Genomic DNA, 18,338 nt, shown 5'->3' with positions numbered 1-18,338 from the left:
GATAGTCGGCGAGCGCTGTCGGTCGTCCGAACGGCGACCGCGCGATGGACTTTTAGTTCGCCGAGTGGACGTATCGCCGTGATCGAACTCGACGGCGCCGAGGGCGGCGGCCAGATCGTTCGCTCGGCGCTCTCGCTGGCCGCGCTCACCGGTAAATCCGTCCGCATCGAGAACGTCCGCGGCGCCCGAGACGACCCCGGCCTCAAGCACCAGCACCTCGCGGCGGTCGAGCTTCTCACCGCAGTCTGCGACGCCGATGTCGAGGGCGCCGAACTCGACGCCGAGACGCTGACGTTCGACCCGGAGCCGCCGTCCGGCGGCCGGTACGAGGTCGACGTCGGAACCGCCGGCAGCGTGACGCTCGTGTTCGACGCCGTGCTCCCGCTGACGGCGGCGATCGACGAGCCGCTCGCGGTGACGGTGGGGGGCGGCACCGACGTCGAGTGGTCGCCGCCGATGGACTACTTCCGAACGGTCAAGCTGCCGCTGCTCGAACGGTTCGGCGTCGACGCCGCGGTCGAGGTCGAACGGCGCGGCTTCTTTCCCGAGGGCGGCGGCACGGCGACGCTGGAACTGTCGCCGTCCGATCCGGATTCGATCCGGCTGGTTGAGCGAGGGGAGCGACGCGGCGTTCGCGTCTGCTCGGTCGCCTCGGAGAACCTCGCCGACGCCGAGGTCGCGGAGCGACAGGTGAAGGGCACAGCGGCCGCACTCCCGGCCGCCATGGACGTCCTCGACCGTTCGGCGCGGTACGTCGAGAGCCCGTCGACCGGCACCGCGCTGACGATCCGCGCCGAGTACGAGCGCTCGCTGGCGGGCGCCAGCGCGCTCGGCGAGCGCGGGAAGCCGGCCGAGGAGGTCGGCGAGGACGCAGTCCGCGAGTTCGCCGCGTTCGACGAGAGCGCGGCCGCAGTGGATCGCCACATGGCCGACCAGTTGCTCGTCTGGCTGGCGCTGGCTGGCGGCGAACTTACGATTCCGGAGGTCACGAATCACGTCGCGTCGAGCGTCGATCTGTTCGGCGCGTTCGGCGTCGACGTCGAGATAGAGCGCGGTAGAGAAAACGAAGCGACGCGAGTGTCAGTCGGCGAGACGCTCGATAGGTGACGGTTCCGCCGGCAGCTGAACCGATCTCAGGGGTGCGCGTAGTACGCGACCGACTCCTCGTCGTCGTGGCGATCGACTCTCGCGAAGCCGATGCGCTCGAACTGGACGACCTCGTCGGCGTCGGTGTCGGCGAACTCGGGTTCGGCGGCGCCCTCGACGTCGCCCTCGGGCGTTCGCATCCGGACGGGAACGGACTCGTCGGCGGGCGCCCAGTGGATCACGTCGACCCCCTCATCGCGGACGGCGTCGATGTCGTCGCCGGTGAACTGGAAGGCGTCGCGCGTGTAGCGCACGCAGCCCAGTCCCTTCAGCCAGACGCGCTCCTCGCGGTCGGGCAGGTCCTCGGGTTCGACGAGCACGGCGCCGCCGACGGGGATCTCGCGGGTGCCGCGGTCCTCGTGGTCGGGGTGGCGCGCCGGCTCGGCGGCATCCGGGCCGCCGCCGGTCAGCGCGACTTCGGTCCCCTCGCGGACGAAGAAGTACCGGTCGGCGCCGTCGTCGACGAGATCGCGGTTGTTGGCGTAGACGCTCGACATCGCGAGGTCGACGTTGCTCGTCGACGTTCCGAGTTCGACCATCGCGTCGGTGACGGCCTCGCCGCGGATGCCGCGCCGACTGACGCTCGCGAGCGTGGGGGCGCGCGGGTCGTCCCAGCCGTCGAGGTCGCCGTCGTCGATCAGCTCCTTGATCGTCGACGTGCTCATCTTCACGTCGTAGGCGTCGATCTGGACGTGGCCCCAGTGGATCACTTCGGGGTACTCCCAGTCGAAGTAGTCGTAGACGAACCGCTGGCGCTTCGCGGAGTCCTGCAGGTCGATCCCTCTGATGATGTGCGTGATGCCCAGCAGGTGATCGTCGATACCGCTCTGGAAGTCCAGCATCGGCCAGCAGCGGTACTCGGCGGCCTCCTCGCGCGGGTGGGGCGTGTCGATCATCCGGAACGCGACGAAGTCCCGGAGCGCGGGGTTCTTGTGCTCGATGTCGGTCCGGACGCGCAGGACCATCTCGCCGCTCTCGTACTCGCCGTCGACCATCGCCTCGAACTCCTCGCGGGTGGTCTCGGCGTCCTTGTCGCGGTGGGGGCAGGCCTCGCCGGAGTTCTTGAGATTCGAGAACTCCTCGCCGGAACACGAGCAAGTGTACGCGCCGCCGGCCTCGATCAGCTCGCGGGCGTGCTCGTAGTACGTCTCGACGCGGTCGCTGGCGAGATACGTTTCGTCGGGCTCGAAGCCGAGGTACTCGATGGCGTCGAGGATCTCGTCGTAGGCGTCAAGGTCGGGGCGCTTGGTTTCGGGGTCGGTGTCGTCGAAGCGGACGCAGAACCAGCCGTCGTACAGCTCCTTGTACGTCCCGATCACCGCGGGCATCCGAGCGTGGCCCAGATGCCAGGGGCCGTTCGGGTTCGGTGCGACGCGCATCCGGATCTGGTCGTACTCGTCTGCGTTGGGCAACTCGGGAAGGATCTCTTCCTCTTCGTCGTCCTCGCTGTCGAGTTCGTCGAGTTCCTCGGGCGCGATCTCGCCGAGGCGCTCGCGGCGCTCCTCGTGGTCCAGTCCGTTGATCTCCGCGATGACGCCGCCCGCGACGCCGGGGATCTCGTCGCCGTGCTCCCGGAACTCGGGGTTCTCGCCCATCAGCGGACCCATGATCGCGCCGACGTCGGCGTCGCTCTCGTGCTTGACGGCGTTGATCAGGGCGTGCTTCTCGGCCTCGCGCTCGATTTGCTCTCGGAGGTCGTCGTTCATTACTCCGGAGTATCGGCCGGGGCGTCAAAACTGCGGTGGATTGGCGTCGACGAGCGGCCCGGTTGCCGAGTGCGCGTCGGCGTCACCGTCGCCGGGCCGACGCCGAAGCGACAGCGGCGTCACGATCGAATGGTCATCGACTCGGACGTGGCGGCGTCGAACGTCGCCCACGCTCGCAGCGCGAGTTGGTGGAACCCGACCAGCGTCGTCACGGCCGCGAGGATGATCGCACCGGTCCGCGGGCTCGGCAGGATGCCGAGCGAGACGATCAGCGTCGTCGCACAGGCCGGCGGGTGGTTCACGTCGGCGGCGAGCATCCCGACGCTCGTCGCGGCGACCGACAGCCCGCCGGCGACCGCCATGCGCAGCACGCTCGTCGAGAACGGCGCGAGCGCGACCGACAGCGAGACGCCCGGCGCGACGAGCCAGTGGGCCGCCAGCCCGGCGACGACGCCGACCGCGTGGCCCCCGATCACTCGCCGCGGCGCGACGACGGCACCGGTGCGCGAGCGCGCCAGCAGAAACGCTGTGGGACCCAGGCTCGGGAACACGAGCGGGCTTCCGGTCGCCCACGCGAACGCGCCCAGTACCCCGACGAGGACGCCGGCGTACGCGCCCGTGAATCCGGTGTCGCGGAGCACGGGGACTACTTCTCGGGATGCCGGAAAAGCCTCTCGCCTTCCGACGGCCGAACGGTCGCCTTATGCCCGTGAGGGCGCTACGCAGGGCCAGTGACAGCAAGGGAAAACCACCGGTCGGCGCGCGCCGACACCGTCGTCGACCCGGACCCTGACGCGGCCGCCGAGCGCGTCGACGACGGCATCGAGGAGGGGGCGTTGATCACCGTTTTCGGCCGCTGTACCGTCGAGTACGACGGGCGAGCGTCGAGCACGCTCGGGCCGGGCGACCGCCACGTCATGCTCAAACCCGACGGGTCGATCCTCGTCCACACCGACGAGGGCCAGCAACCCGTCAACTGGCAGCCGCCGGGCTGCACGCAGGACGCCGAACTGGCGGACGGCGACCTCAGAATCCGGAGCCGCCGTTCGACGCCCGACGAGCGCCTCGACGTCCGGTTCGAGCGCGTGATCCAGATCTCGGCGTTCGCGGTCGACGACGCCAGCGAGCTTGCAATTTCGGGCACCGAGGAGGACCTCCGCGAGCGCATCCTCGACGACCCCGAACTGCTCGAAGCCGGCTTCACGCCGCTGGCCACCGAGCGCCAGACGAGCGCCGGCGCGGTCGACATCTACGGCGAGGATCACTCGGGCCGGACGGTCGCCGTCGAACTCAAGCGCAAGCGCGTCGGGCCGGACGCGGTCGGCCAGCTCCGGCGGTACGTCGACGCCCTGGAACGGGATCTCCACGACGACGCCGAGCTCCGAGGGATGCTCGTCGCGCCGTCGGTGACCGACCGAGCCAGAGAGCTGCTCGAACGGAACGGGCTGGAGTTCGTCTCGCTGACGCCGAAGACGAGCGAGTAAGGGCGGGCGCAGGAATCAGTTTTCGAGTTCGCGCTGGAGCTCGTCGAGCAGCTGCAGGGCCTCCAGCGGCGTCGTGTCGGCGAGGTTGGCGTCGCGGAGCTTCGCCGCGACGGAGTTCGGGACGCGGTCGCCGCCGTCGCCGACGGCCTGCCGGATCGCGGCGTCGCCCGCTCCCTCCGCGAACGGCGGTTCGTCGGCGTCCGGCGCGCTCGCGGCGCCAGCATCCGACGGCGCCGCGGACGCGTCGGCGTCCTCGTCGAGCAGCGTCCGCGCCCGCTCGACGACGGCGTCGGGCACGCCCGCCATCTTCGCGACCTCGACGCCGTAGGACGCCGTCGCCGGGCCGCGGCTGAGCTCGTGATCGAAGGTCACGTCGTCGCCCTCGCGGTGGGCGGCGAAGTGCAGGTTGGCGACCCGATCGAGGTCGTCGGCGATCGCGGTCAGGTCGTGGTGGTGGGTCGCGAACAGCGTCGTCGCGCCGACCTCGTCGTGGACGTACTCGGTGACCGCCTGCGCGATGGCGAGCCCGTCGGCCGTGCTCGTGCCGCGGCCCACCTCGTCGAGCAGGACCAGCGAGCGCTCGGTGGCGGCGTCGAGGATCTCCGCGAGCTCGGTCATCTCGACCATGAACGTCGACTTCCCGCTGGCGATGTCGTCGCTCGCGCCGACGCGAGTGAACACCCGATCCACGAGCCGCAACTCGGCGCGCTCGGCGGGAACGAAGCTGCCGAGCTGGGCGAGCACGACGATCAGCGCGACCTGGCGCATGTACGTCGACTTGCCGGACATGTTGGGGCCGGTGATGACCGCGAAGTCCTCCGCCGGCCCGAGGTCGGCGTCGTTCGGCCGGAACCGCTCCTCGGTGCGCTCGACGACCGGATGGCGGCCCGTCTCGATCCGGATGCCGTCGCCGCCGAGTTGCGGGCGCGAGTAGTCGTGCTGGGCGGCGACCGTGGCGAGCGAGACGAGCGCGTCCAGTTCAGCCAGCGTGGTCGCGAGCGCCTGCACGCGCTCGGCCTCGTCGGCGACAGCGGATCGGACCTCTCGGAATAGCTCGTACTCCAGATCGTCGGCGCGCTGCTCGGCGCTGATGATCTCGTCCTCCCGTTCCTTGAGTTCGGGCGTGTAGAACCGCTCGGAGTTCTTCAGCGTCTGGCGGCGCTGGTAGTCCTCGGGAACGGCGTCGAGATTGGGGTTCGTGACCTCGATGTAGTAGCCGTGGACCGAGTTGTGGCCGACCTTCAGCGAGTCGACGCCGGTGCGCTCGCGCTCGGTGGCTTCGAGGTCGTCGATCCACTGCTTGCCCGAGCGTTCGGTCGCGCGCAGCTCGTCGAGCTCGTCGCTGTACCCCTCGCAGATCACGCCGCCCTCGGTGACCTCGATCGGCGGATCCTGCTGTATCGCGCCGCCGATCAGTTCGCGGACGTCCGCCATCTCGTCGAGGCGCTCGCGGAGGTCGACCAGCCGGTCGCACTCGACGCCCGAGAGCACGTCGCGCAGTTCGGGAACGACGTCGAGCGTGTCCTTGAGCGATCGGAGGTCCCGGGCGTTCGCCCGGCCGCGGGCGACCCGAGCGATCAGGCGCTCGACGTCGTACACGTCCCGGAGGAGGTCGCTCGCGGCTTCGCGCCGCTGGAGGCTCCCGACGAGTTCCTCGACGGCGTCGTGGCGCGCTTCGATCTCCTCGCGGTCGATCAGCGGCCGGCGCAGCCAGTCTTTGAGTTCGCGGCTCCCCATCGCGCAGGACGTCTCGTCGAGCACGTCGATCAGCGCCGACCCGGCCTGATCGTGGACCGACCGGCGCTCGAACAGTTCGAGGCTGCGGATCGCGACCCGATCGAGCACCATGTACTCGCGCGGGTCGTAGCGAGTGAGCCGATTGATGTAGTCGAGCGAGCCGACCGCCGGATCGTCGCCCGAGTCGGACGCCGAAGCGTCCGCGTCGTCCCCATCTTCGGCGTCAGCATCGCTTTCGGCGGCGGCGTCGGGATGCAGTTCGGTGTAGCGTCCACCGCGCGTGTACTCGGCGTACGCCAGCAGGGCGCCGCAGGCGCGCACCTCGACGTCGCTCGCGAGCAGCGAGTCGGGCGCCCCGAAGTACGCCGCGACGCGCTCGGCGGCGGCGTCGAACTCGAACGTGCGCTCGTCGTGTGGCGTCACCATGCAGTTCGCGGGGAACGGCTCGCCCGAGGCGTCCGGCCCGAGGATCGCCTCCTCGGGGTCGAACCGGCTGATCTCGTCGCGCAAGGCGGCGTCGGCGTCGACCGCGGTGGCGTAGAAGTCGCCCGTCGAGACGTCGAGCAGCGCGAGGCCGTGCTCCTCGCCGTCGGAGGCCAGCGCCGCGACGAAGTTGTTGTCCTCGGTGTCGAGCAGTTCGTCCTCGGTGAGGGTTCCGGGCGTGACGATCCGGGTGACAGCGCGGTCGACGACGCCGCTGACCTCGTCGGGGTCCTGTACCTGATCGGCAATCGCGACCCGATACCCGGCGTCGAGCAGCGTCTCGACGTACGACTCGGCGTTGTCGATCGGGATGCCGGCCATCGGGTACGTCCCGGTGGAGTCCTCGCGCTTGGTGAGCGTGATCTCCAGCAGGCGCGCGATGGCTTCGGCCGCATCGCAGAATGCCTCGTAGAAGTCGCCGACCTGAAAGAGCACGAGCGAGTCGTCGTAGCGATCGCAGAGCTCGTAGTACTGGGACATCATCGGCGTCAGATCCTCGCGCCGATCCGCCATCTTCTCGGGGGGCCCGAGCGCCGCGTCCATGCCAGAGACCAGCAGTCGGGCGCAAAAATACCCTCCGCTCCGGGGTCGCCGCGACGCCGATCGGTCCTACCGCGTCCGCGCGATGCCGTGCTCGAACACCTTGCGATTTGGAACGATGAACTCCTCCTCGTCGTTCTCGATCCGGGTCACCAGCAGGTCGACCTCCTGGACGATCCCCTCGCGGTCGCCGATCCGCACCTCGTCGCCGATGCCGTAGGGCTGATTCAACAGGAGGTACATCCCCGCGGCGGCCGAGGACAGGAAGTCCTTGAACGCGAGCCCGCCGAGGAACACGATGCCGAAGAAGTACACGGCCAGCAAGACGAGCAGCGCGAGCGTGTTGACGCCGACCTGACTGAGTGCGATCAACAGAGCGACGTACAGCACGGTGTATTTCACCGCGAGCGGGAGAAGGGTGATCTCGGGCAGCTTGACGTCGCGCAGACGCTCGCTGGTGACCAGTTCGGCCTTGTCGGCGACGATAAATCCGAGAATCATCACCACTACCGCGACGAACAGCTTCGGGACGAACGCGGCGACGCCGACCCAGAACGACGGCGCCTCGAAGAAGTTCGCGACGCGGATCGCCGCCAGGATCGAGACGCCGTAGACGAACCACGAGGTGAGCCGGGCCAGTAGCGACACCGTCGACGTCCCGAGGCTTCGCGCGGTGCGCTCGAAGGGCGTCCCCTCGACCGCGTCGGGTACGCCCGCGGCGACCAGTATCTGCTTGTTCACGCGCCCGACCACCAGCCCCAGTGCGAGCCCGACCACCAGCAGGATCAGCGCGACGACGACGGGTTCCTGGAACACCGAGAATCCGTCGGTGAGCGCCTGCAGCGGGAGCATGTCAGTAGTTCTCCGGGTCGATCTCGAGCACCAGTTCCCCGCCCTTGAACGCCCGCACGAGCCCGTCGCTCTCGCTGAGGACGATCGCCGTCGCGTTGGTGTCGCGGGTGATCGCCCCGGCGGCCATGTGCCGGGTTCCGAGCCCCTTCGGGATGTCGACGCCCTCCGCGGCTGGTTCGAGGTAGCGGTAGGCGCTGACGATCTTGCCGGCGTCGCTGATGACGAAGGCGCCGTCGAGCCGCGAGAACTCCTTGAGCATCACCCGCACGATCGGATCGCCGACGTGGACGTGGGACTTCTCGAAGGGGTTGTAGCTCAGCGGGCGGGACTTGTTCATCACCTTCCCGGCGTCGCCGACGACGAACAGGGCGCCGACTGGCTTGCCCTTCTGGCCCTTCTGCCCGAGCTCGATCGCGACGTCGAACACGGCCCGGATGACGTCCGGCTCGGCCCTGGAGTTGACGAACAGGTCGTAAATGCCGGACCCCTCGGCGGGGTTCGCCCTGACGCGCGTGATAGAGTCCACGTCGTCGGCGAACAGGCCCATCGCGCACAGCAGATCGTCGCCCTCGTCGACGGTCCCTTCGTCGACGGCGCCCTCGATCGCGAACTCGATGCGTTCCGACGCGTTCTCGAACTGGACGGGCAACTCGACGTAGGCGTCGGCGCCGTGGACGTTCTCCGGTCCGACGAGGATCACGTCGGGGTCGTCCTCGTCGAGGTCGTCGAACCGCTCGTAGTAGGAACTGCTCGGCGAGAACAGTAAGATCCCGTCCACGTCGTCGAACAGATCGCCGAACAGTTCGCGTAGGTCCGACATCGGCCGTACCAACTTGGCGGCGGGAGAAAAGGTTTTTGTGAACGACCGATTCCGGCGACGACCGCGAAAATCGAAGAACTGCGAGGCGCCGTCGGGAAACACATTTTTATCCCCGCCGCTTTACCCACAGATATGATATCGCTTGACGATGCGGTGACGGCGCGCCTCGAATCCCACGGAGAACGGTTCGAGGTGCTCGTGGATCCCGACGCCGCCCTCGAAATCAAACGCGGCGAGTTCGACGGCGAGCTAGAGGACGTGATCGCCGCGGAGGACGTCTTCGAGAACGCGAGCCGGGGCGACCGACCGGCCGAATCCGACCTCGAGGAGGTGTTCGGGACGACCGAGCCGCTGGAGATCATCCCCGAGGTGATCCAGCGCGGTGAGATCCAGATCACGGCCGAACAGCGCCGCGAGATGCAAGAACAGAAGCACAAGCAGCTGGTCAACCAGATCACGCGCAACGCCGTCAACCCCCAGATGGACGACGCGCCCCACCCGCCCGACCGGATCGAAAGCGCGCTGGAGGACGCCGGCTTCGACGTCGATCCGATGGAACCGGTAGAAGAGCAGGTCGACGAGGCCCTCGACGCGCTCCGACCGATCATTCCCATTCGGTTCGACGAGGTCACAGTCGCCGTGCAGGTTCCCCCGGATCAGGCCGGCAGCGCGCAGGCCCAGCTCCGGGAGTTCGGCGATCTCCAGAGCGAGGAGTGGCAGGGCGACGGCTCGTGGATCGGCGTGCTCCAGTTCCCCGCGGGACTACAGAACGAGTTTTTCGACCGTGCGAACGAAGTCACCGGCGGCGAAGCCGAGACGCGAATCGTCCGGGACGAAGACGACATCAAGACGCAGTAGCGCCCGAATACCGGCGGTCGGAGCCGACTATCCCCGCTTGAAGCCGATCAGGAAGCCGCCGGTGAACCCGGCGCCGATCGACAGCGAGGAGATGATCGGCTCGATCCACCCCGGATCCTGCACCTTTTCCTGCGTGCTGACCAGACCGTTCGTCAGCCGGTTCCAGTCGACGGTGAGAATTCCCTTCGATTCGAGGAACCGAAACACCGCGAGCTGGACGCCGACGATCACCGCGAGCAGCTTCGCGATCTTCTTGGCGGCGAAGCCGATCAGCGCGCCGATCGCGGCGCCGCTGCCGAGTTCTAGACCCAGTTGCTGGGGGTCAAGTTCCATACCTGAACAAGGTAACCCTACCTTATATGACCTTTGTGGCTCGTCGTGCCGCCGAAAGACTGTCCTACTCCGGATTCTCTCGAAAAATCCGGCCCGAAAGTAGCCACTAACGGTAGTTATATTGTCAACACGACGGGGATCGGACCGCCGTTCGGCGTCTTGCCCCGGGGACGCGTCTGACTGTCGGTTGCCGTTTCGGACCGGCGTCGCCACCTGCCGACGTTTAAATACGACGAGCGCCTACGTGAGCGCACGAAGCGACCGCTCGAACGCACCCCACATGATCGCGATAATCGCCAAGCGTGTCGACGACGGAACCGCCGATACGTCCGAGATCAGCGAACTGGCGCGCGCGGCGGGCTACACCGTCGCGGGCGAAGTCACCCAGAAGCGCCGCGAGGATCCCGCGCTCGAAATCGGCGAGGGCAAGGCCGAGGAGATGGCCGCCCGCGTCGTCGAGGCCGACGCGGACGCGGTGATCTTCGACAACCGACTCGATCCGTATCAGACGTACAACCTCGGGAAGAAGCTACCCGAGGGCGTCGAGGTGATCGACCGGTTCACGCTGATCCTCGACATCTTCGGCCAGCGCGCCCAGACTCGGAAAGCGCAGCTGCAGGTCGAACTCGCCGAGCTACGGTACGAACTTCCGCGCGCCGAAGCCAAGGCGAGCCTGGCGAAGCGCGAGGAGCGGCCCGGGTTCATGGGGCTCGGCGAGTACGACGAGAGCCGCGAAGAGGACATCAAAAAGCAGATCAGCCGGATCAAAGACGAGCTCGACCGGATCGCGGTGACCGAGGAGCAGCGCCGCGAGCAGCGCCGCGAGTCCGGGTTCGATCTGGTCGCGTTGGCGGGCTACACGAACGCCGGCAAGTCGACGCTGATGCGCCGGCTCGCCGCCGACGTCGACGTCGACGAGAACGAGGATCTCCACCCGGACCTCGACACGACGGCCGAGAGCGAGGACCGGCTCTTTACGACCCTCGGGACGACGACGCGCAAGCTCGACTTCGACCGGCGCAACGTGCTGTTGACCGACACGGTCGGGTTCATCAGCGACCTGCCCCACTGGCTCGTCGAGTCGTTCAAGTCGACGCTCGACGAGGTGTACCGGGCCGATCTCGTCTTGCTCGTCGTCGACGTCAGCGACCCCGTCGAGGAGATCCGCGAGAAGCTCGTCACCAGCCACGACACGCTCTACGAGCGCAACGAGGCGCCGATCGTCACGGTGCTCAACAAGATCGACAAGGTCGACGACGAAGAGCTCGCCGAGAAGCGGGAGGCGCTCTCGGCGCTGGCGCCGAATCCGATCGCGGTCAGCGGCAAGGAAGGCCGAAACGCCGAGGAACTCCTCGCGCGGATCGACGACGAACTGCCCGACTGGGAACGCGAGCGGCTCGTCCTACCGATGACCGAGGACACGATGAGCGTCGTCTCCTGGATCCACGACAACGCCCGAGTCAACGACGTCACCTACGGCGACGAGGACGTCGTCGTCGACTTCGAGGCGCGCCCGGCGATCGTCGAGCAGTCTCGCGCTCGCGCCGGCGATCTCTCCCGCCCCGTCGAGTCGGCGTGACGCTCGCACCACCGTAGCGACGTGACGCTCGCACCACCGTAGCGACGTGACACTCACACCACCGTAGCGGCGTGCCGCCGCCGCTGCGCGAACGCTCTGTTCTACAGGTTTATCCGCGATCGGGCGGCCACCCGGCGTATGTCCTGACGGATCGTCCCGCGGCGAGCAGCGAGTGCGCGACGCACCGCCGCGAGATTCCCGACCGCGTCGCCTGTTCGCTATCCTCCGTACGGCGACCGCCGTGGACGTCGATTGCTCACTCGGCGTCGTTCCACAGCGCGTCGGCAACAAGCGGTGGCAGGTCGGTCGCCACCAGCCCGTAGCCGTGCTCCTCGACGGCGAGATCGCCCGCCCGCCCGTTGGCGTACGCCCCCACGCCGGCGGCCTGCACCGAGTCGTCGATCGCGGTGACCAGCGCGCTCGTCACGCCCGCCAACACGTCGCCGGTGCCTCCGACCGTCATGCCGGGATTGCCGGTGCGGTTGACGCGCGTCGTCTCGCCGTCCGATATCACGTCGTGAGCGCCCTTGACCAGTAGCGTCGCACCGATCTCGCCGGCGAACGACTCCACGAGGTCGGCCCGCTCCTCCCAGTCGTCGGCCGCCGGACCGCCCATCTTCTGGAGCTCGCCCTGGTGGGGCGTACAGACGATTTCGGCCTCCCTGTCGACCTCGGGGACGACCTGTAAGGCGTCGGCGTCGACAATGACCCGGCCGCCGTAGGAAGCGAGGAACTCCCCCACCGCGTCGAGCGTTCCCTCGTCGTCGCCGAGTCCCGGCCCGATCAGCACCGCGTCCTGGTCGGCGGCGAGATCGAGCAGCTCGTCGACGTGACCAGGTGCGAGCGCGTCGCCGGTGAGCGGTTCGACGATGAAGTTCTCCGAGAACCCGCGCACGTCCGGGGCAATCGCCTCGGGGACGGCGACGCGAACGAGATCGGCACCCGCCCGAAACGCCGCCTGTGCCGACAGCGCTGGTGCGCCGGAGTAGGGCCCGCCGCCGATCACCAGCACCTCGCCGTGGTCGCCCTTGTGACTCTGCGGGTCGCGTTCGAGCGCGAAAAGGTCGCCGCGTTCGACGAACAGCTCCGCCGCCTCGGGGATGCCGATGTCGGCCACCGTCACGTCGGCGTCGAGCTCGGTCAGCCCCGGTTTCTGGTCGTGGAACGTCACGACGCGGTCGGCCTCGACAGCCCCGCCGGGCGCTTCCCCGGTGTCAGCGTCGACGCCGGAGGGTACGTCGACCGCGATCACCGTCGCATCGGCGTCGTTGATCGCGCTGGCGGCCGTCGCGGCGGGCTCGCGTAGCGCGCCGGCGACGCCGGTGCCCAGCATCGCGTCGACGATCACGTCGGCGTCGGGCAGGTCCAGAGCCCGGGAGTCTTTGACCTCCACGGTCTCGTAGTCGCCCGCTTCCAGCGCCTCCCAGTTCTCGCGGGCGATCTCGGTCCCGATCGTCTCGGCCCGCCCGAGCAGGTGGACCGAAACGTCGTACTCGTCGAGAAAGCGCGCCGCGACGAACGCGTCGCCGCCGTTGTTGCCGCGGCCGGCGACGATCGCGACCGTAGATTCCGGCTCGGCGTGCTCGCGGACGGCCCGGGCGACGGCGTTGCCGCTCGACTCCATGAGTTGCTTGCGCGGGACGCCGAGCGCCTCGGCGTTGGCGTCGACAGCCGCCATGCGATCGCTCGTGATCATGGTCGCCGCTTCGCCGCGCGGCGGCAAAATGATGCCGGAGCGCGTTCTCCCGTCGATCGCCGGGGGCCCGGCTATCGCCTGATGGAGAACTCGTCTTCGCCCTGCGGGTCGCCGTACTCGACCTCGATGTCCTCGACGTCCGCGGCGGGGCTGCCGGTGTGGCACCACTCGACCATCTCCTCGACGGCGTCTTCGGGACCCTCGAAGACGGCTTCGACGCGGCCGTCCTCCAGGTTCTTCACCCATCCGTCGACGCCGCGCTCGCGGGCGTTCTCCCGCGTGTTGGCGCGGTAGAACACGCCCTGAACGCGGCCGGAAACGAACACGTGTGCGCGCGTACGCTCTGCCATAGGTGAGTGGTCTCTCGCCGCCTTGAAAAAGGACCGGGACCGGCCGACAGCGCAACGCCGATAACCCCGGGGTCGCAATCGGCAGGTATGAACGATCGCGCGCGGCTCTACGCCGCCGTCGCCGGAACGGTCCTGCTGTTCCTCCTGGTGCAGTTGGGCGCGCTGGCGCTCGTCGAGCCGTTCGTACAGAACGACTATCAGGCCGTCGAGGATCCGTCGGACCCGACCAACGGGCTCATGTTCTTCGCCGTGATCCTCGCCGCGACGGGCGGGATGTTGCTGATCATCAAGTACGACTCCGAGTGGCTGATCCGCGCGATGATCATCGGGACGAGCGGAATGCTGGCGTGGTACGTCGTCGCGGCGATCGCGCCGGTCGGCGTCGTCTCGATCGGCGGAGGATCCGTCGCGCTGCTGCCGATCCTGACGGCCGTCGCAGTATCCGGGGGACTGCTCGTCCATCCGGAGTGGTACGTCATCGACACCGCGGGCGTGTTGATGGGCGCCGGCGCGGCGGGGATGTTCGGCATCAGCTTCGGAATTCTGCCGGCAATCCTGTTCCTGCTCGTTCTCGCGGTGTACGACGCGATCAGCGTCTACGGCACCGAGCACATGCTCACCCTCGCGGAGGGCGTGATGGACCTGAACGTGCCCGTGCTGTTCGTGATCCCGACGAGCCTGTCGTACTCCTTTCGCGACCTCGGCGCCGGCCAGGAAATGACCGACGACGTGTCGGACGAAGCTGCCGACGGCGGGATGGCTTCCGAGACGATCGAGAGCGACGACACGACGGAAGACGAGGTGGCCGACGGCGATACTGCCGACGAGAAAGCGGCAGCCGGGCCAGCCGAGGACGAGGGAGTCCGCGACGCGCTGTACATCGGCCTCGGCGACGCCGTCATGCCGACGATTCTGGTTGCGAGCGCCGCCGCCTTTCTCCCCGTTGACGCCGTGCCGCAGCTCTCGGTTCCGGTGGTCACCCTGAACCTCCCGGCGCTGACGGCGATGCTCGGGACGCTCACCGGCCTCCTAATCTTGCTCCGGATGGTGCTGAAAGGGCGCGCCCACGCCGGGCTCCCGCTTCTCAACGGCGGGGCGATCCTGGGCTATCTCGTCGGCGCGCTCGCGAGCGGCGTCACGTTCGCCCAGGCGGTCGGGATCGCGTCGTTCTGATTCTCTCTCCTACTTGCCCGTGAGGGCCTCGCTGGCGGCGGCGAACTCGATCTCCGTTCCGAGCCCGCGTTCCTCAGCTTTCTCGTAGAGTAGCTGCGCGCCGGCGACCGTCTCGATGCCGGTACCGCCGCTGTCGAACACCGTGATCTCGTCGGTCGACTGGCGGCCCGGCCGCTTCCCGGCGACGACCTCGCCGAGTTCGGCGTGGACGTGCTCCTCGGTGACCGCCCCCTCCTCGACGGCGTGGATGAACGAGCCGGCGTCCGCGTCGACGCGCTCGCGGAGGTCGACGACGTACGTCGAGCGCTCGATCGTCGTGGCGTCGAGCTCGAACTTCTGGGGGTTGTACTGGCCCATCGCGGTGACGTGCGCGCCCGGTTCGAGGTCGTCGCCGTCGAACACCGGCCGGTTGGCGTTCGTGGCGGTGATCACCACGTCGGCATCCTCGATGGCGGCGGCGCTCGACTCGACCGGCCGGACTTCGGCGTCGAGCCGGTCGTCCATCTCGTCGGCGAAGCGCTCGCGGTGCTCGCGGGTCGGCGAGAACACGTCGACGGTCTCGAACTCGCGAACCGTCGCGGTCGCCCGGACCTGCCCTCTGGCCTGGGCACCGCTGCCGATCACCGCCATCGAATCGGCGTCCTCGCGAGCCAGCGCGTCGACGCCGACCGCGCCCGCGGCGCCGGTCTTGAACGGGTTCATGCTAGCGCCGTCGAGCACGGCGCGGGGCTCGCCCGTCTCGGCGTCGAACAACTGCGTCATGAACCAGGCGTCCGCGGCGCCGAAGCCGGCTGAGTAGACGTACCCGCCCATCGCGCCGGTGTCGGGGAGTACGGCGGCGTACTCGGTGAGCATGCCGGGCGGCTCCGACTGCAGCAGCTTCGTGCGCGGTTCGGCCGGCGCGCCCTCGCCGCGCTGTCGGTACCCCTCGCGGACCGCGTCGACGTACTCGGCAGGATCGGCCAGACCGTCGACGGCGTCGCTGCTCAGAAATCGTGCGGTGACCATGTCAGGCAGTTAGCGGCGAGAACAAAAAGCGTGGCCGGTTACAGACGGAGAGAGATAGCGAAGGAGAACGTTCAGTCGGCGTTGACCGGGCCGACCTGCGGCGACGCCGACGCGTCGTCGGCGGCCGGGGCGGTGGCCTCCTGACCGACCGGCGCGTTGACGAACAGCGCGTGCCCGACGATCAGCAGACCGACCGTGGCGGCGACGGTGACTGCGCTGGTGATAGTGACGCCGGCCATCGAGAGCGATCCGGAGAGGCCGAGGAGGGTGAGCGGGATGAGGCCGAGGACGAGGTCGTAGTAGCCAGTCATAATGTATTCTATAGTATGAGGAATATGCATATAAGAGTTTCCCATAGGAGGGCGATATTTCATCAGTTAGCGATCCATAGTCAATCTATTCTCAACACGACCTGTATACAGTGAATCTCTATATCCAACTCATAACTTATGAGAATATAGATGGCGATGGGTTCTCTAAGTAGGTGGTCGTAATTTATCCACGCAAACGCTCGTAGTCCAAAAAACAGGATCTGAGGAAAAGTCGATCTTCAACTCTCCGAAGGCGGTCGAAAGAGTCGATGCACGAAACGAATATTCGACCGGTAGATAGTTCCGATATATCAGTTTCCGTAGATCGATCGCCGGTGACGGGCGGCGGGTACCGACGCCTTGAACAGAGTGTCCACGCTACGCACACCCGTGAACTCGAACGACCGAGCGATCGTCGGGCTGGTGGTACTCGGTCACGCCGCCGTCCACACCTACGAACTATCGATCCCGGTGCTGGTGACCGTCTGGCTGACCGAGTTCGGGACGACCGAGGCGGTGATCGGCGGCGTCGTCACGGCTGGCTACGCGCTGTTCGGACTCGGCGCGGTCCCCGGCGGCGTGCTGGCCGATCGGCTCGGCTCGCGCACGCTGATCGCCGCCTGTCTGGCTGGTATGGGCGGTTCGTTCGCGCTGCTCGGCCTGACGCCGACGGCGCCGACGCTCGGCCTGGTTGTGATCGCTCTCTCGCTCGTGCTCTGGGGTGCCGCTGCGAGCGTCTATCACCCCTCTGGCCTGTCCCTGATCAGCACCGGCGTCGAGGAGCGCGGCACCGCCTTCGCCTACCACGGGATGGCGGGCAACGTCGGCATCGCGTTCGGCCCGCTGGCGACGCTGGTGCTGCTCGAAGTGCTCCCGTGGCGCGTCGTGACGCTGCTACTCGCCGCCCCGGCCGCCATCGGCGTCGCGCTGGCGCTGCGGATCGATGTCGACGAGACGGCCGCCGTCGACGAGAGCGACGCCGAAGCTCTCGGAAGCGACGCTGGGGCCGCGGACGGTGAGCCGAGCGCCGACGCCGATGCGCGCCCCGACGGCGGCTCGAAGACCGACACGGTCGACAGCCTCCCGGCGTTCCGCCGCGGGACCCGGGAGCTGTTCGCCGGGCCGTTCGTCGCCATCTTCGCGATCGTGATCCTCTCGGGGCTGTTCTACCGCGGGTTCCTGACGTTCCTGCCGGACATCCTCGGCGGGTTCGAGGTGTTCGAGACGGTTCGCATCGCGGGCACGGCGTTCGCGCCCGATCGGTACGTCTACGTCGGCATCCTGACCGTCGGCGTCGCCGGGCAGTACGCGGGCGGCAAGCTCACGGATCGAGCGCGACCGGAGGTCGGCATCGCGATCGCGATGACCGCCCTCGCCACGCTGGCGATCGCGTTCCTTCCGGCGTCGAACGCAGGGATCGTCGCGTTTCTCGCAGTCTGTGCGCTGCTGGGCTTTTTCCTCTTTTTCGTCCAGCCCCAGTACCAGGCGGCCGTCGCCGACGCGACGCCCGCGGGGCGACGGGGGCTCTCGTACGGCTACACCTATCTGGGCGTGTTCGGCGTCGGCGCGCTGGGCGGCGGCGTCGCCGGCGCGATCCTGACGTGGGGCTCGCCCGGCGCGCTGTTCGCCGTCCTCGCGGCGATCGCAGGGACGGCTGCGGTCGTTGCGACGCTGGCGCTGCGAGCGCGATCAGGATAATAAGGCCGTCCGAGAGACGGGCAGATGCAGTTCGATCAGTCGAGGAGACTCGCGACGGCGACGCGCCAACCCAGCAGCACGACGAACACGCTTCCGGTCACGACGAGCGGGAACGGCCAGGCCGCCGACCCCTCGAACAGCGGTGACGTCCGCAGGATCAGGCTGATGTTCGCGCCGGCGATCCACGCGACGGTCACGTACCGCGCGGTGGCGAGCGGATCGTCGATCACGCCGTCCTCGTACACCCCGGCGAGGACGGCGGGGATCGGCCAGCCGAGCGCAAAGGGGAGGACGGTCATCAACGAGTCGACCGGCGTCGCGAACGCCGCGGCGCCGTAGTGGCTGTACAGCCCCCAGCCGACGACCGCGACGATCGCGAGCAGATCCCCGGCCGCGACGGCCAGCGCCCGCCGCGGGTCGCCGACCGTGGGCCGAAGCCGTTCCCCGACGGAGCGAGCCTGCGCGCTTTGGCGTGACATGTGGATGGCTCGGGACTCCAGAACTATCGGTGTGCGGGTTTCGGCTCGACGCTGCACTTTTCCATTTCGCCGGGGAAGTGTACCC

At 68.3% G+C, this 18,338-nt stretch carries 17 protein-coding genes; 6 read left to right on the top strand and 11 right to left on the bottom strand.

Features of this window, described 5'->3' with window-relative positions:
• The first annotated feature begins 78 nt into the window (after nucleotides 1–78).
• Nucleotides 79–1,107: an RNA 3'-terminal phosphate cyclase gene (gene rtcA / locus NO931_RS02125; protein ID WP_256390972.1), complete on the top strand. Its 1,029-nt coding sequence runs from the start codon at nucleotides 79–81 to the stop codon at nucleotides 1,105–1,107.
• Between the two features lie 26 nt (nucleotides 1,108–1,133).
• On the opposite strand, the gene NO931_RS02120 is transcribed toward rtcA, so the two are convergent.
• Both NO931_RS02120 and NO931_RS02115 read right to left on the bottom strand, forming a co-directional pair.
• Entirely contained in the window at nucleotides 1,134–2,852 is a 1,719-nt protein-coding gene (locus NO931_RS02120) for a glutamate--tRNA ligase (RefSeq protein WP_256390971.1), read from the bottom strand.
• 119 nt (nucleotides 2,853–2,971) lie between these two features.
• Entirely contained in the window at nucleotides 2,972–3,493 is a 522-nt protein-coding gene (locus NO931_RS02115; RefSeq protein WP_256390970.1) for an HPP family protein, read from the bottom strand.
• Between the two features lie 90 nt (nucleotides 3,494–3,583).
• Here NO931_RS02115 and nucS point away from each other — a divergent pair, with 90 nt between their 5' ends.
• On the top strand, nucleotides 3,584–4,336 hold the full coding sequence (gene nucS, locus NO931_RS02110) for an endonuclease NucS (protein ID WP_256390969.1): 753 nt from the start codon (nucleotides 3,584–3,586) through the stop codon (nucleotides 4,334–4,336).
• A gap of 15 nt (nucleotides 4,337–4,351) precedes the next feature.
• Here nucS and mutS read toward each other — a convergent pair whose 3' ends face one another.
• From mutS to dacZ, 3 genes are all read right to left on the bottom strand, one after another.
• Complete coding sequence (mutS, locus tag NO931_RS02105) at nucleotides 4,352–7,099, bottom strand: DNA mismatch repair protein MutS (protein WP_256390968.1); 2,748 nt, start codon at nucleotides 7,097–7,099, stop codon at nucleotides 4,352–4,354.
• Between the two features lie 66 nt (nucleotides 7,100–7,165).
• On the bottom strand, nucleotides 7,166–7,948 hold the full coding sequence (locus NO931_RS02100; protein ID WP_256390967.1) for a mechanosensitive ion channel family protein: 783 nt from the start codon (nucleotides 7,946–7,948) through the stop codon (nucleotides 7,166–7,168).
• Between the two features lies 1 nt (nucleotide 7,949).
• The gene (gene dacZ, locus NO931_RS02095) at nucleotides 7,950–8,768 is read right to left on the bottom strand and encodes a diadenylate cyclase DacZ (RefSeq protein WP_256390966.1); all 819 of its coding nucleotides are present in this window, start codon (nucleotides 8,766–8,768) and stop codon (nucleotides 7,950–7,952) included.
• Nucleotides 8,769–8,900: 132 nt separating this feature from the next.
• On the opposite strand from dacZ, the gene NO931_RS02090 reads away from it, so the two are divergent.
• Nucleotides 8,901–9,626 (top strand): ribosome assembly factor SBDS, encoded by a 726-nt coding sequence (locus NO931_RS02090; RefSeq protein WP_256390965.1) that lies wholly within the window; start codon nucleotides 8,901–8,903, stop codon nucleotides 9,624–9,626.
• A 27-nt stretch (nucleotides 9,627–9,653) separates the two neighbouring features.
• On the opposite strand, the gene NO931_RS02085 is transcribed toward NO931_RS02090, so the two are convergent.
• On the bottom strand, nucleotides 9,654–9,959 hold the full coding sequence (locus NO931_RS02085) for an FUN14 domain-containing protein (protein WP_256390964.1): 306 nt from the start codon (nucleotides 9,957–9,959) through the stop codon (nucleotides 9,654–9,656).
• A 280-nt stretch (nucleotides 9,960–10,239) separates the two neighbouring features.
• Here NO931_RS02085 and hflX point away from each other — a divergent pair, with 280 nt between their 5' ends.
• The gene (hflX, locus tag NO931_RS02080; RefSeq protein ID WP_256391381.1) at nucleotides 10,240–11,538 is read left to right on the top strand and encodes a GTPase HflX; all 1,299 of its coding nucleotides are present in this window, start codon (nucleotides 10,240–10,242) and stop codon (nucleotides 11,536–11,538) included.
• Nucleotides 11,539–11,794: 256 nt separating this feature from the next.
• On the opposite strand, the gene NO931_RS02075 is transcribed toward hflX, so the two are convergent.
• Both NO931_RS02075 and NO931_RS02070 read right to left on the bottom strand, forming a co-directional pair.
• Nucleotides 11,795–13,234 (bottom strand): NAD(P)H-hydrate dehydratase, encoded by a 1,440-nt coding sequence (locus NO931_RS02075; protein WP_256390963.1) that lies wholly within the window; start codon nucleotides 13,232–13,234, stop codon nucleotides 11,795–11,797.
• A 71-nt stretch (nucleotides 13,235–13,305) separates the two neighbouring features.
• On the bottom strand, nucleotides 13,306–13,584 hold the full coding sequence (locus NO931_RS02070) for an acylphosphatase (RefSeq protein WP_256390962.1): 279 nt from the start codon (nucleotides 13,582–13,584) through the stop codon (nucleotides 13,306–13,308).
• 87 nt (nucleotides 13,585–13,671) lie between these two features.
• Between NO931_RS02070 and NO931_RS02065 the strand changes: the two genes are divergently transcribed.
• Nucleotides 13,672–14,757, top strand: coding sequence for a presenilin family intramembrane aspartyl protease PSH (locus NO931_RS02065; protein WP_256390961.1), 1,086 nt, complete (start codon nucleotides 13,672–13,674; stop codon nucleotides 14,755–14,757).
• A gap of 9 nt (nucleotides 14,758–14,766) precedes the next feature.
• On the opposite strand, the gene NO931_RS02060 is transcribed toward NO931_RS02065, so the two are convergent.
• Nucleotides 14,767–15,765 (bottom strand): ornithine cyclodeaminase family protein, encoded by a 999-nt coding sequence (locus NO931_RS02060; RefSeq protein WP_256390960.1) that lies wholly within the window; start codon nucleotides 15,763–15,765, stop codon nucleotides 14,767–14,769.
• A 71-nt stretch (nucleotides 15,766–15,836) separates the two neighbouring features.
• A complete protein-coding gene (locus NO931_RS02055; RefSeq protein WP_256390959.1) occupies nucleotides 15,837–16,076 on the bottom strand; it encodes a DUF8015 family protein in 240 nt (79 codons plus the stop codon).
• 390 nt (nucleotides 16,077–16,466) lie between these two features.
• Between NO931_RS02055 and NO931_RS02050 the strand changes: the two genes are divergently transcribed.
• Complete coding sequence (locus NO931_RS02050) at nucleotides 16,467–17,774, top strand: MFS transporter (RefSeq protein WP_256390958.1); 1,308 nt, start codon at nucleotides 16,467–16,469, stop codon at nucleotides 17,772–17,774.
• 35 nt (nucleotides 17,775–17,809) lie between these two features.
• On the opposite strand, the gene NO931_RS02045 is transcribed toward NO931_RS02050, so the two are convergent.
• Complete coding sequence (locus NO931_RS02045; protein ID WP_256390957.1) at nucleotides 17,810–18,253, bottom strand: DUF3054 domain-containing protein; 444 nt, start codon at nucleotides 18,251–18,253, stop codon at nucleotides 17,810–17,812.
• Nucleotides 18,254–18,338: the final 85 nt, after the last annotated feature.

This window comes from Natronoarchaeum rubrum (assembly GCF_024494695.1).
The sequence above is the reverse complement of the archived record's forward strand: the minus strand, read 5'-3'. Positions and strand labels throughout refer to the sequence as shown.